Origin of the sequence: Arthrobacter caoxuetaonis (assembly GCF_023921125.1) — a bacterium.
Lineage (GTDB): Bacteria > Actinomycetota > Actinomycetes > Actinomycetales > Micrococcaceae > Arthrobacter_B > Arthrobacter_B caoxuetaonis.
The window spans coordinates 3,148,957-3,161,964 of record NZ_CP099466.1 but is presented as its reverse complement, the minus strand read 5'-3'; the positions used below and the strand labels follow the sequence as shown (position 1 = coordinate 3,161,964).

The window sequence follows — 13,008 nt, the reverse complement described above, 5'->3', positions numbered from 1 at the left end:
AGCATGTACCAGGTACAGCAGCCAGGGGACTATCGCTCATGGGCGTGCTCAGAGCATGATCTGACGGTTTACGTCCTTGTACAGCAGATATCTGAAATTCGACGGGCCCCCGGCGTAACAGGCCTGCGGACAGAACGCCCGCAGGGACATGTAATCGCCCTCCTGGACCTCCACCCAGTCCTCGTTCAGCCGGTACACGGCCTTGCCCTCCAGGACGTAGAGGCCGTGTTCCATGACGTGGGTTTCGGCAAACGGGATCGAGGCGCCGGGCTCGAACGTCACGACGTTGATGTGCATGTCGTAGGCAAGGTCGTCCACCGGAAGCATCCGCGTGGTGCGCCACTTGTTATCCGTGCCGGGCATCCCCGCCGGTTCAAGGTCGCTTTCGTGCCCGACGACGACCTTGGGCAGGTGCCCCGCCAGAGGTTCGTAGGCTTTCCGGATCCACTGGAACCGCGCCGGTTCGGTGCCTTCGTTGGCAACAGTCCAGATTATCTTCGGCGGAAGGTAGGCGAAGCCGCCGGGCGTCAATTCGTGCTGCTCGCCGTCGATCGTCACGGTGAGCGGACCGCCGTCGAGCACGAACACAAACGACTCCACGGTTTCCTGCGGTTCGGGTTTGCGTGAACCTCCGCCCGGCGCGACCTCCATCAGGTACTGCGCGAACGTGGTGGCACCTCCGGCAACCGGCCGGTTCAAAATCCAGGCGCGGGTACCGTCCCAGTCCGGAAGGACGCTCGTGACGATGTCCCGGAGCACGCCGCGCGGGATCACCGTGTAGGCCTCTGTGACGACGGCGCGGTCCGAAAGCAGTGCGGTTTGTGCCGGAAGTCCGGCCTCGGGTGCGTAGTAGGTGTTCACTCAGGATCCGGTTCTCTTGGGGGCGTTCGGGTGGGCAAGGGCAGCCAGGTCTTCCGTGGAAACCCCGGCTGCATCGGCGACTTCTGCTGCGGTCACGGCACCGCAGGCCAGGCCACGGTGGATGTAGCGGGCCAGCGCCCGGGCTGTGGCAGGTTCGTCCAGGATTGTGCTCTCGAGCCGGTGGACGTAGTTCCGCAGCCGGAAAGCAGCTGCCGCGAATCCGCTGCGGTAGAAATCGTAGGTGGCAAGGAACCGGGTAGGCAGCTGCGCTGCGTGGAGGTCCCAGCCCTGGTAGTAACCGGCAGCCAGCGACCGGGCGACCAGCCGGGCATGCAGGGCCCAGGCCCGGTCAACGTTTTGGGGGTCGCCGATGGGAAGGATGTTGGTTGAGCCATCAGAGAGCCGGACACCGGTACCTGCAGCCGCCACCTGCATGACAGCCTTCGCGTAATCCGCAGCGGGGTGTTCCATGGACTGATGCGCTGCGGCTATGCCGAGCGAGGCGCTGTAGTCATACGTGCCGTAATGCAGCCCGCTGACCCGACCGCCGGCAGCATGCAGCACGGCAGCAACCGGAACTGTACCGTCGGCCCCGAGGATCAGCTGCGGCGTCTCCATCTGCACTTCAAAGCGCAGCCGTCCGGAGGGAAGGCCATGCGCGTCCTCAAGCCGCTCGCAGGCGTAGGCCATGGCCTGCACCTGCGCCACCGTGCTCACCTTGGGAAGCGTGAGCACCAGGCCGTCAGGCAGGGTCCGGTTCGCCGTCGAGTCCAGCAAGGACCCGAGAAACAGGTCCAGGGTCCGCAGGCCGCGGTCCCGGGTCGCAGCCTCGAAGCACTTGAAGCGGATGCCGATGAAGGGAGGAGCGGTCCCGGCAGCGACAGCACGTGCCACGTTGGTTCCGGCCGCCACGGCGTGGGCGTCTTCCTCGTCATCGGGACGTGAGCCGTAGCCGTCTTCGAAGTCCAGGCGCAGGTCTTCGATGGGTTCCGAGGCCAGCTTCGCCTCCACAAGGCCCGCAAGGACACCTGGGTTCTCCAGATCAAGCCAGGACGCCAGGCGTTCGAGGCCGCCCTGCGCATCCACCGCAGCCAGGGCCTGCTGTCCCCATTCGGATGCCAGGGCCGGCGTGAACTTATCCGCCGGAACATACACGGTATGCACCGGCTGGCGGGAGCCGTCATCGCCGGGATAGCCAGCGGCCAGCAGCTCATCTGTGGCGCGAAGCGACTCTCCGATTCGTGCGTAATCCTCCGCACTCAGGGCGAGTTTCGCGGTATCGGGCGGGTTCATCGATTTCCTTCTGAAAGGGCCTCAGACTCCACAGCGGAGGCCACGGACGGAGCAACCATCGGGTCGAACACGCTGGGCACGATGTACGCAGCAGAGAGCTCCTCCGGAGAAACACGCTCCGCAATCGCACGCGCAGCCGCTACCAGCATGGGCGTGGTGATCTCGGAGGCGCCGGCGTCGAGCAGCCCGCGGAACAAGCCCGGGAACACCAGGACATTGTTGATCTGGTTCGGAAAGTCGCTTCGCCCGGTGGCAACGACGGCGGCATGCCGTGCAGCGGCGGCCGGATCCACTTCCGGATCGGGGTTGGCCAACGCAAAAACGACGGCGTCCGGAGCCATCGAGGCGATATCAGCCTCGCTGAGGATATCGGGTGCACTGACCCCGATAAAGACATCAGCACCGGCAAGGGCTTCGGACAGGCTCCCGGCAAACTGGTCATGGTTCGTGTTGGCCGCGAGCCAGGCACGGGTGGGATCGGGCTGCTCATCAGCAGAGCGGAGGACCCCTTCCCGGCCGAAAGCGATAATCCGTGCGGCACCGTCGGACAGGAGCAGGCGGATGATCGCCGACCCCGCCGCGCCCACTCCGGAAACCACGATCCGCGCCTCATCCAGCGGCTTATCCACTACACGCAGGGCATTCGTCAGGGCCGCCAGCACCATAACCGCGGTGCCGTGCTGATCATCGTGGAACACAGGAATATCCAGGTCTTCGCGCAGCCTGCGTTCGATCTCGAAGCAGCGCGGCGCAGCGATGTCCTCCAGGTTGATGCCCCCATAGGTCGGAGCGATGGCCTGCACGGTCCGGATGATCTCCTCCGTGTCCTGCGTGTCCAGGCAGACCGGCCAGGCGTCCACCCCGCCGAACTGCTTGAACAGCGCCGCCTTGCCCTCCATGACCGGCAGGGCAGCAGCCGGACCAATGTTGCCCAGCCCCAGCACCGCGGAACCGTCCGTGACCACGGCAACCGTGTTGCCCTTGATGGTCAGCCGGCGGGCCTCGGCTGGATCGGCGGCAATGGCATTGCACACGCGGGCGACGCCGGGAGTGTAGGCACGGGCGAGATCGTCACGGTTATCCAGCGGTACGGTAGGCGCGACGGCGATCTTGCCGCCAAGGTGCATCGCGAAGGTGCCGTCGGTGACGCTCTCGACCGTGACGCCGCTTAGGGCTTCGAGCTGCTCGCTCACAAGTGCGGCGTGGGCGTCATCAATGGTGTTGCAGGTAAGGTCGATGTGCAGGACGCGGTTGCTTGATTCCACGACGTCCAGTCCGGTCAGGGCGGCTCCGGCGTGGCCGACCGCCGCGGCCAGATCACTGGCGGCACTGAAATCCGAGGGCACGTGGACGCGGAAGGTCATCGAATTGCCTGGGCCGGGAACTGCCATTTTCTCTACCTCCCAGCCGAACGATTTCCGTATTATGGATAATATTGTTTGCCATATGGAATGACAAGAGATTTGTTCGGATTGTGATCCAGGGGAAGAAATAGCTGGTCTTCCCTCCCAACCGCGGTTACGGTGGGGAATCCGAAACTGCTTTTCCGCATGACGATAACAAAACCACTTCTGAGTTCGAACCGCCCCGGAAGGATCCAACGAGATGGCCGAGCGAAGCGCCGGAGGCGGTGTGCAGTCCGTCGAGCGCGTGTTCGAACTGCTGGAATTGATCACTGACGCCGGAGGATCCGCGACGCTGAGCGAGCTGTCTGCCACGGCAGGCCTTCCGCTCCCGACGATTCACCGCCTGCTGCGCACCTTGGTAAAGCTGGGCTACGCCCGACAGCTGCCGACCCGGCGCTATGTCCTTGGCCCCCGGCTCATCAGGCTCGGCGAGGGCGCCGGAAAGCAGCTCGGAGCGCTGGCGACACCTGTGTTGCGGAAATTGGCGGACGAAGTCGGGGAAACAGCCAACATGGCAGTACTCGACTCGGACCAGGTGCTCTACATCGCCCAGGCTCCGTCCCGGCACTCCATGCGGACCTTCACGGAAGTGGGACGCCGCGCCCACAGCCATGCGACCGGCGTCGGGAAGGCCATCCTGGCGCAGCTCACCGATGAGCAGGTGCGCGGCATCGTGGCCCGGACCGGCCTGCCCGCAGCCACGCCGGCCAGCATTCCCAGCATCGAAGGCCTGCTCGCCGACCTGGCCATCATCCGTGAACGCGGCTACGCCATTGATGAGCAGGAACAGGAACTCGGAGTCCGCTGCTTCGCTGCTGCGGTTCCGGATGCCCCTACACCGACAGCCATCTCCGTCTCCGGCCCGGTCTCCCGTGTTGATGAGGCCTTCGGTGAACGGGCTGTTCCAATGCTCCAGGCTGCTGCACGGGAGATCTCCGGGGATCTGGCGCTGCAGCACGCCTGAGCCTGCCGCACGCTTAAACCAGACACGCTGAAACAAGTAAGGGCCGGAAACCGCGCACGGTTTCCGGCCCTTACTTAGCTGGTCAGCGGTTAGGCGTCGCCGCCCGCATTGCCGCTGGTCCCTGCGTTGACGTTCAGCAGGTCGTACTTCTCCAGCGCCATACGCGGTGCGTCAGCATCCACCTCGCCGCGCTTGGCGAGCAGCTGCAGGGTGCGGACCACCATGGAGTGGCTGTCGATCTTGAAGTAACGGCGTGCTGCGGCCCGGGTGTCCGCGAAACCGAAGTCATCCGCACCTAGGGTGGCGAAGTCGTTCGGCAGGAACTGGCGGATCTGGTCCGGAACAGCCTTCATGTAGTCCGTGGACGCCACGATCGGGCCTTCGGCACCGGCAAGCTGCTGCGTCACGAACGGCACGCGGGGCTCGGAGCCGGGGTTCAGGAAGGCTTCTTCTTCGGCAGCCAAACCGTCACGGCGCAGCTCGTTCCAGGACGTCACCGACCAGACATCAGCCGAAACTCCCCAGTCGTCAGCGAGCAGCTTCTGGGCTTCGAGGGCCCACGGAACCGCGACGCCGGAAGCCAGCAGCTGGGCCTTCGGCCCTTGGGCGTCCGACGCCGAGACACGGTAAATGCCCTTGAGGACACCTTCCACGTCGAGGTTCTCCGGAGCCTTGGGCTGCAGGATCGGCTCGTTGTAAACCATGATGTTGTAGATCAGGTTCCGGTCCTCGGAGCCTTCGCCGTACATCTCTTCGAGGCCGCGGCGCATGATGTGCCCGATCTCGTAGCCGTAGGCCGGATCGTAAGTCTTCACCGCGGGGTTGGTCGAGGCCAGGATCGGCGAGTGCCCGTCGGCGTGCTGCAGGCCTTCGCCCGTCAGGGTGGTGCGGCCGGCAGTCGCGGAGATCAGGAAGCCGCGGGCCATCTGGTCAGCAGCTGCCCAGATGTAGTCGGCGGTGCGCTGGAAACCGAACATCGAGTAGAACACGTAGACCGGGATCAGCGGTTCGCCGTGGGTGGCGTAGGCCGAACCGGCAGCGGTGAACGCAGCGATGGAACCGGCCTCGTTGATGCCGACGTGCACAATCTGGCCCTGCGGGGACTCCTTGTAGGCCAGGACGAGGTCCCGGTCCACGGACAGGTAGTTCTGGCCCTTGGGGTTGTAGATCTTTGCCGTCGGGAAGAACGAGTCCATGCCGAAGGTACGGGCCTCGTCCGGGATAATCGGCACAATCCGCTTGCCGAACTCCTTGTCCCGCATGAGGTCCTTGAGCAGGCGGACGAACGCCATGGTGGTGGCGGCCATCTGCTTGCCCGAACCGCGGTTGGCGACTTCGTAGGCGGACTCATCCGGCAGCTTCACCGGTGCGTGCTTCTCGCGGCGTTCCGGGACGTTGCCGCCGAGTTCCCTGCGGCGTTCCAGCAGGTACTTGATCTCCGGTGCGTCGGCACCCGGGTGGTAGTACGGCGGCTGGTAGGGGTCGGCTTCAAGCTGCTCATCGCTGATCGGAATCCGAAGGTGGTCGCGGAAGGCCTTGAGGTCCTCCAGCGTCAGCTTCTTCATCTGATGGGTCGCGTTGCGGCCCTCGAAGTGCGTGCCCAGGCCGTAGCCCTTGACGGTGTGCGCCAGGATGACGGTCGGCTTGCCCTTGAACTCAGTGGCGGCCTTGTAGGCGGCGTAGACCTTGCGGTAGTCGTGGCCGCCGCGCTTCAGGTTCCAGATGTCCTGGTCCGAGAGATCGGCAACCATGTCCTTGGTCTGCGGGGTCTTGCCGAAGAAGTGCTCGCGGACGAAGCCGCCGGACTCGGCCTTGTAGGTCTGGTAATCGCCGTCGAGCGTGGAGTTCATGATGTCCACGAGTGCGCCGTCGTTGTCCTTCTCGAGCAGCGAGTCCCACTCGCGGCCCCAGACAACCTTGATGACGTTCCAGCCGGCGCCGCGGAAGAAGGCTTCGAGCTCCTGCATGATCTTGCCGTTGCCGCGCACCGGACCGTCGAGGCGCTGCAGGTTGCAGTTCACCACGAAGGTCAGGTTGTCGAGCTTGTCATTGGCGGCAAGCTGGAGCAGGCCGCGCGATTCCGGCTCGTCCATTTCGCCGTCGCCAAGGAACGCCCAGACATGCTGGTCTGAGGTGTCCTTCAGGCCGCGGTTTTCCAGGTAGCGGTTGGACTGTGCCTGGTAGATCGCGTTCATGGGGCCAATGCCCATGGACACGGTCGGGAATTCCCAGAAGTCCGGCATGGAACGCGGGTGCGGGTACGAGGACAGGGCGTGTCCCTCGCGGGACTTCTCCTGGCGGAAGCCGTCGAGGTCTTCCTCGCTCAGGCGGCCTTCAAGGAAGGCGCGGGCGTACACACCGGGGGAGGCATGGCCCTGGAAAAAGATCTGGTCGCCGCCGCCGGGGTGGTCCTTGCCGCGGAAGAAGTGGTTCATGCCCACTTCGTACAGGGTGGCGGCACCTGCGTAAGTGGAGATGTGGCCGCCGACGCCGATGCCGGGGCGCTGGGCGCGGTGCACCATGATCGCGGCATTCCAGCGCAGCCAGGCGCGGTAGCGGCGTTCGATTTCCTCGTCTCCCGGGAACTCAGGTTCCTGGTCAACGGGGATGGTGTTGACGTAGTCGGTGGTGGTCACCATGGGGACGCCGACGGAGCGGGAACCTGCCCGCTGGAGCAGGGAGCGCATGATGAACTGCGCACGCTCTGTACCCTGCGAGCGGATCAGCTCATCGAGGGATTCAATCCATTCCGCGGTTTCTTCCGGGTCACGATCCGGCAGCTGGCTTGTCAGCCCGCTGAGGATGTCCGTTCTGTCTTCACTGACGCTCATATGCAGCCTCTCGGTTGAGGGCGGGGTCCCCTCAAGGTAATTCGGTGACTCACCGACCACTCCGTTATGCGGAATGCTCAGTTCAATCTATACGAACAGGCGATTTCATGCTTCTTCGGGTACGGCATTGTTGCTTCACCGTAAGACGTATCACAGATGCCCTTTAGGGCATATCCGGCAAGACAGCGGCAATTCCCCGACGCCCTCCAGCTAAACGGCCGGTCCAGCCAAGGACCGGCCCACTAGCTATGCCTATAGTGGTGCGGGCAAGGATTCTTCTCCGGAAAGGCACCAGTGAGCCTTCGATACGCGCTGCTGGCACTGCTGAACGTCGAGCCAATGACTGGTTACGACCTGTACAAGCAGTTCCAGTCCTCGGTCGGGTACGTCTGGCATGCCCCGGACTCCCAGATCTACCCCGAACTTCGCCGGATGGAACGGGACGGACTGCTGGAGGGAGAAGAAGTCCGGTGGGGCTCCAAGGGGCGCAAACGGCAGTACCACGTCACGGATGCCGGACGTGATGCCTTCCGGACCTGGGTCAACAGCCAGCTGGACTACCCCCGGGAACGGGACCCCATGCACTTGAAAGCTGCCTATTTGGAATGGGCTGAACCCGATTCTGCCCGCCGGCAGCTTGAAGCCCACATTGAGCACTACGGTGCCCTTCTCCTGCAATGGCGGCAGAAGATCCAGGAGATCGACGGCGGATCCTCGGACATGCTCAACCGCCGCCTGGCGACCGTACCCGAAGAAGACCACGGGAAGGTGGCGGCCTTCAAACGGTTCACGTATGAGGGACTGACCTCGCGGGCTGAATCCGAAGTCGCCTGGGCCGAACGTGGACTTGCCCTGCTCGATGAGCTCTATCCTCAGGGGTCTGCCTAGACATCACGCGCTGAGATCTCACACTGCCGCGCGCCTGCCGGCCACCCACTCGCCGGCCGCACGCCTGAGCCTTTCCCCCAGACAGCAGAAACTGCCCGTGAGCTCTCACGGGCAGTTTCTGCAATCTCGGTGGTCTGCGAGCGGCTACTGCTCCAGCTTCATGGCCTTGCGCAGGGTCAGGGCCCCGCCGCCCTGCATGACGGCCCGCCGGTAGATTTTCTCGCCGAACCGCAGAAGCGCATATGCAGCGGCCAGCGCGATGGCCAGCGATGCAAACGTCTGCCACAGGGGAACTTCGCCGCTGAGCATCCGCACCGGCATCGCAACGGTGGAGAGCACCGGAACGAAGGATGCGAGAACCAGCAGCTGGCCTTTGGCAAACAGGCCCGCGAACAAGGCGACGATGATCACGGTAAGCACCGGACCGGAGCTGTTGTTCAGGTCCTCGGAGCGTGAGGCCATGGAGCCGATCATGGCCCACAGGGAAGCCAGGATCAGGAAGCCGACCAGGAAGAAGACCAGGAACCAGCCCGACGCCGGAATGATCGTACTCACCGAATCTGCCGTCCCGGTAAAGGTCAGGGCAAGCAGGGCCGCGCCGGCGTACAGCGCCAGCTGGATCATGGCCAGGACAGTGTTGCCGGCAACCTTGCCGTAGAGCAGCTGCCGGATCGGAATCGCCGTCGCAAGGATCTCCACTACCCGGTTCTGCTTTTCTTCCAGCACGGAGGTGGCGATCGCCATGCCGAACACAATCGCGGCCATATAAAAGAGGAACCCGAAAACATAGCCGGTGAACTGGGCCAGGAACTGATTCTCGGCATTGCCGTTGAGCAGCGCCGTCTCGAACTCGCTGCCTTCCAGCAGGGCTTCCGGCGTGGTCCCGGCCTGGCCGGCGTTGATGCCCAGGGTGTAGGCACGCAGGGCCTCGGCTACTCCCTGCTGGAGTCCGCCGGAAAGCTCCTCGTTGCCGGTCAGGGTCCAGGTGCCGTCATCACTGAGGATGAGTGCCGCGTCAGCCTCCCCCGAACGGACCAGCTCTTCGGCCTGCTTCGCCGAATCAGCGGAGCGTGCCTCATAGCTGGTATTCCCGCCGTCGGCCTGCCCCGCTTCGTGGGCCAGGTCCACGACGGCAGTGCCGGCGGAATCATTGACGGCAACCCTGTAATCGTCCGCCTTGGTGCTCATGTAGGCGTTGAAGACCACGACGCCGACAATCAGCACCAGCGTGACCAGGGTGGAGATCAGGTAGCTGCGGTCCTTGGCCTTGACCGTGACCTCACGGAGGGTGACGATGGCCCACGCCGGGGTAGGCCGGGAAACGGTGCTCATGCTGCGGTGACCTCACGGTAGATTTCGCTCAGGGACGGTCGGATGGGGGCGAACTCCTCCACGGAGCCGCGGGTAAGGGCAGCGGCCAGCACGCGCTGCCGCGCGTCGACGTCGTCGAACTCCAGGACGGCGGTGGGGCCGGCGACGTCGAGGACCCGCACTCCGGGTTCGTCCCGGACCCAGCCTGCATCCGGGAAAACGGTGAGACGGTGCCGGTTGACCGCTTTGGCCCGCAGGTCGTCTCCGGTGCCGGAAGCGATGACCTTGCCCTGCTGCAGCACCACCATGTTGTCGCAGAGCCGGTCCACGAGGTCCAGCTGGTGGCTCGAGAAGAGCACGGGCACGCCGGCGGAGGTGCGCTCCCGCAGCAGTTCCACCATGGAATCGACGGCGACAGGGTCCAGGCCGGAGAAGGGCTCATCCAGGATCAGGACGCTGGGCTTGTGCAGCAGGGAAGCAGCAATCTGCACACGCTGCTGGTTGCCCAGGGACAGCGATTCCAGCTTGTCCTTGGTCCTTCCGGCCAGCCCGAAGCGGTCCAGCAGGTCAATGGCACCCTTTTTGGCGTCCGCCTGGCTCATCCGGTGCAGCTGGCCAAGATAGACCAGCTGGTCCAGGATCGGCTGCTTGGGGTAGAGGCCGCGCTCCTCCGGCATGTAGCCGAAGGTGGAGCGGGCCTGAGCGGTCAGCGGCTCGCCGTCGAGCAGGACGTCGCCGGACGTCGCCTTGAGGACGCCCATGATCATGCGCATCGTGGTCGTCTTGCCGGCACCGTTGGCACCGACGAACCCCGTCATCTGGCCGGAGGGGATATCGAACGTCACCGCGTCGACGGCGGTTTTCTCACCGAACCGGCGGGTGAGACTGCGGACCTGCAGCATGGGGGACTGCTCCTTTGCCCGGCGGACCGGAAGAGTTGGGATGACTGCTTCCCATAATCCTAGGAAAGTCCCCGGTTCGCCGGATCGGCCGTGCGGGTGAAGATCAGTCCGCGGCTCCGCGGCCGGTGTCACCCGCAAGAATGAGCCCGGACTCGTACGCGAAGACCACGGCCTGGACCCTGTCCCTGACCTGGATCTTGCCCAAGAGGTTCGATACGTGGGTCTTGACGGTCGCTTCTGCGACGAACATGCGGGACGCGATTTCGGCGTTGCTCAGCCCGGTGGCCACGAGTTCCAGGACCTCGCGCTCGCGGGCAGTCAGGGATGCCAGCAGTTTCTGCTGTTCCGGATCAGGCTGCTGGACAGCGGCGGCCTGCGGCACCGGAATGCTGGAGGGTTGCTGTTCCGCATCAAGGTGGCGGGCGAACCGTTCGATGACCCGCACGGTCACTTCCGGCGCCAGCAACGCGTGGCCCCCGGCCACAGCGTGCACGGCATCCACGAGGTCGTCAGGGTCGGCATTCTTGAGCAGGAAGCCGCTCGCCCCGGCGCGGATGGCGTCGAAGAGATAGTCATCGCGTTCGAACGTTGTCAGGATGATGACCTTGGCGCGGCCGGCGCCCACGATTTGTTCGGTCGCCCGGATGCCGTCGAGTACGGGCATCTGGACGTCCATGAGGATGATGTCCACGGGGTGGGCTGCGGCGAAGTCGACTGCTTCCTGCCCGTTGGCGACTTCGCCGACCACCTCGATTTCCTCTTCGACCGAGAGCATCATGGCGAAGCCTGCCCGTACCAGCGCCTGGTCGTCAGCGAGCAGCAAACGGATCGGTTCCATGGATATCCTTCACAGTTCTCTCGGCAGCCCGTTGCCGCCCCCCTCTAAAACTATCGGCATCAGCGGAACGGGGGTCACACATGCACCAGCCGCTCTCAGCGCAGCGGAAAACGGACGCGTACCCGCCACCCGCCGCCGTCGCGCGAACCAATGTCCGTCAGTCCGCCGTGGAGCGCTGCCCGCTCGCGGATCCCGCGCAGTCCGTAGCCTGTGCCGCTGGTGCCGTGGCGTGGACGGCCGTCGTCGACCGTTTCCACTTCCACCCAGCGCTGGGCGGCATGATCGGCGCCTGCCGGTGTGCCGCCGGTGCGCAGGACCACGACGGCGCCCCCGGCCGTCGAATGGCGCCGCACGTTCGCCAGGGACTCCTGGATGGTGCGGTAAATCGAGAGGGCAAGCGGGGCGGAGAGATTGCCCAGCGCACCGGGTTCGTGCTCGGCCCGTTGGAACTTCACGTCCAGGCCGTTGCTGCGGTAGTCCGCAATCAGGCCCGGAAGCTCGTCCAATCCGGGCTCCGGCCGGCGGTGGGCGGCTCCGTCCGGGCCGTCCGCCTCCGCGTCGGAAGAGCGCAGGACACCGAGCAGGGACCGCATCTCCGCCACGGCATCGCGGCTGGAGGATTCGATCGTCTGCAGCGCACCGGCGGCGGCGTCGGGCTTCTTCTCCAATACCCGGCGGGCTGCTCCGGCCTGGATGCCGATCACGGAGATGTGGTGCGCGACGACGTCGTGCAGTTCCCGTGCGATCCGCAGACGTTCTTCGATGACGGCTTTGCGGGCTAGATCCGCGGCCTGGGCTTCGAGCTGGACGGCCTGTTCGGCCAGCTGTTCGCGCTGGTGGGCGCTGCGCCAGGAGTTCCAGCCGAACATGATTGCTCCGCCGAAATAGGCCGCGTTGAGCATAAACGAGTAGAGCACGTAGGAAGTCAGCGGCGGGAACAGGCCCACGGGGTCATTGGACTCAATGTTGAACGTCTTCAGGATTTCGTCGTAGCTGCTGGAGAGGGTGAAGCCCAGGACGATCCACAGGAACATGGCGGCGACCACCACGGTGACTGCGAGCCAGAGGGCCCGCCGGTTCCGCGCCCACGCCACGGCACTGTAGAGGGACGCGAAGTAGGCCGCCTGGAAGCCCAGCGTCTGGCTGATCGGCGGCATGGTGATGCCGACTATGACGAATGTGGCGGAACTGAGCAGCATCACCGTAACGGGGAAGCGGCGGCGAAAAACCAAAAACACGAAAATAGACGCCTGCACCAGGTGCTGGACCCAGGGACTCGCGGAATCACCTTCGCCAAAAGCGAATCCCCGCATGAATTCGAGCATCACCGCACTGAGGAACAGTGCGATGAGCACACCGATCACGTCGCGGCGGTACCCCTCGGGGCCGGGTGCGGGGCGTTCCCAGTCGTCTTCCGAGTTCCAGGGGAGACTGAGCCGGAAACTGCGCAGTCTGCCGGCGGGTCCCCTGAGGGTGGGCCCGGGCACCGTCGTTTCCTGCTCCTGCGAAGCCGGGCCGGCCGTGTCTGTGCCAGACGCCTGCGTTTCGATCATGGCCAACAGTCTAAATCCGGGACGGCCGCAGCGGATCCGCCGTACGGGGGAACCCGGCGGGTTGGGAATTGACGGCCCATGGCAGGCTCCCTGCCTTGTGGCAAGTGTGTTTGTGTTCACGGGGTGGTTTACTTCCTCAGGGGGAGATCCCCTGAAACGCA

General features: G+C 64.8%; 10 protein-coding genes. 2 read left to right on the top strand and 8 right to left on the bottom strand.

Going from position 1 to position 13,008, the window contains the following annotated elements; genetic code table 11:
- Nucleotides 1-48 precede the first annotated feature (48 nt).
- From NF551_RS14620 to NF551_RS14610, 3 genes are read right to left on the bottom strand one after another with little or no spacing between them, the layout of a single operon-like run.
- A complete protein-coding gene (locus NF551_RS14620) occupies nt 49-861 on the bottom strand; it encodes a bifunctional allantoicase/(S)-ureidoglycine aminohydrolase (RefSeq protein WP_227893948.1) in 813 nt (270 codons plus the stop codon).
- The gene (locus NF551_RS14615; RefSeq protein ID WP_227893949.1) at nt 862-2,154 is read right to left on the bottom strand and encodes a DUF6986 family protein; all 1,293 of its coding nucleotides are present in this window, start codon (nt 2,152-2,154) and stop codon (nt 862-864) included.
- A complete protein-coding gene (locus tag NF551_RS14610; RefSeq protein WP_227893950.1) occupies nt 2,151-3,545 on the bottom strand; it encodes an NAD(P)-dependent malic enzyme in 1,395 nt (464 codons plus the stop codon). The genes NF551_RS14615 and NF551_RS14610 overlap by 4 nt, the downstream gene beginning before the upstream one ends.
- A 214-nt stretch (nt 3,546-3,759) precedes the next feature.
- On the opposite strand from NF551_RS14610, the gene NF551_RS14605 reads away from it, so the two are divergent.
- A complete protein-coding gene (locus tag NF551_RS14605) occupies nt 3,760-4,524 on the top strand; it encodes an IclR family transcriptional regulator (protein WP_227893951.1) in 765 nt (254 codons plus the stop codon).
- 89 nt (nt 4,525-4,613) lie between these two features.
- On the opposite strand, the gene aceE is transcribed toward NF551_RS14605, so the two are convergent.
- Nucleotides 4,614-7,355 carry a pyruvate dehydrogenase (acetyl-transferring), homodimeric type gene (aceE, locus tag NF551_RS14600; protein WP_227893952.1) on the bottom strand — a complete coding sequence of 914 codons (2,742 nt, stop codon included), beginning with the start codon at nt 7,353-7,355 and terminating at the stop codon, nt 4,614-4,616.
- 294 nt (nt 7,356-7,649) lie between these two features.
- On the opposite strand from aceE, the gene NF551_RS14595 reads away from it, so the two are divergent.
- Entirely contained in the window at nt 7,650-8,243 is a 594-nt protein-coding gene (locus NF551_RS14595) for a PadR family transcriptional regulator (protein ID WP_227893953.1), read from the top strand.
- Nucleotides 8,244-8,387: 144 nt separating this feature from the next.
- Here NF551_RS14595 and NF551_RS14590 read toward each other — a convergent pair whose 3' ends face one another.
- The 4 genes from NF551_RS14590 to NF551_RS14575 form a co-directional block, all read right to left on the bottom strand.
- Nucleotides 8,388-9,575 carry an ABC transporter permease gene (locus NF551_RS14590; protein ID WP_227893954.1) on the bottom strand — a complete coding sequence of 396 codons (1,188 nt, stop codon included), beginning with the start codon at nt 9,573-9,575 and terminating at the stop codon, nt 8,388-8,390.
- Nucleotides 9,572-10,456: an ABC transporter ATP-binding protein gene (locus NF551_RS14585; RefSeq protein WP_227893955.1), complete on the bottom strand. Its 885-nt coding sequence runs from the start codon at nt 10,454-10,456 to the stop codon at nt 9,572-9,574. The genes NF551_RS14590 and NF551_RS14585 overlap by 4 nt, the downstream gene beginning before the upstream one ends.
- Before the next feature lie 103 nt (nt 10,457-10,559).
- Nucleotides 10,560-11,294 (bottom strand): response regulator, encoded by a 735-nt coding sequence (locus NF551_RS14580; RefSeq protein ID WP_227893956.1) that lies wholly within the window; start codon nt 11,292-11,294, stop codon nt 10,560-10,562.
- 95 nt (nt 11,295-11,389) lie between these two features.
- Nucleotides 11,390-12,847 (bottom strand): sensor histidine kinase, encoded by a 1,458-nt coding sequence (locus NF551_RS14575; protein ID WP_227893957.1) that lies wholly within the window; start codon nt 12,845-12,847, stop codon nt 11,390-11,392.
- Nucleotides 12,848-13,008: the final 161 nt, after the last annotated feature.

Coding starts and splice junctions, on each gene's coding strand:
- NF551_RS14605 (WP_227893951.1), top strand. CDS start 3,760: ATGGCCGAGCGAAGCGCCGGAGGCGGTGTGCAGTCCGTCGAGCGCGTG.
- NF551_RS14580 (WP_227893956.1), bottom strand. CDS start 11,294: ATGGAACCGATCCGTTTGCTGCTCGCTGACGACCAGGCGCTGGTACGG.
- NF551_RS14575 (WP_227893957.1), bottom strand. CDS start 12,847: ATGATCGAAACGCAGGCGTCTGGCACAGACACGGCCGGCCCGGCTTCG.
- NF551_RS14610 (WP_227893950.1), bottom strand. CDS start 3,545: ATGGCAGTTCCCGGCCCAGGCAATTCGATGACCTTCCGCGTCCACGTG.
- aceE (WP_227893952.1), bottom strand. CDS start 7,355: ATGAGCGTCAGTGAAGACAGAACGGACATCCTCAGCGGGCTGACAAGC.
- NF551_RS14585 (WP_227893955.1), bottom strand. CDS start 10,456: ATGCTGCAGGTCCGCAGTCTCACCCGCCGGTTCGGTGAGAAAACCGCC.
- NF551_RS14615 (WP_227893949.1), bottom strand. CDS start 2,154: ATGAACCCGCCCGATACCGCGAAACTCGCCCTGAGTGCGGAGGATTAC.
- NF551_RS14590 (WP_227893954.1), bottom strand. CDS start 9,575: ATGAGCACCGTTTCCCGGCCTACCCCGGCGTGGGCCATCGTCACCCTC.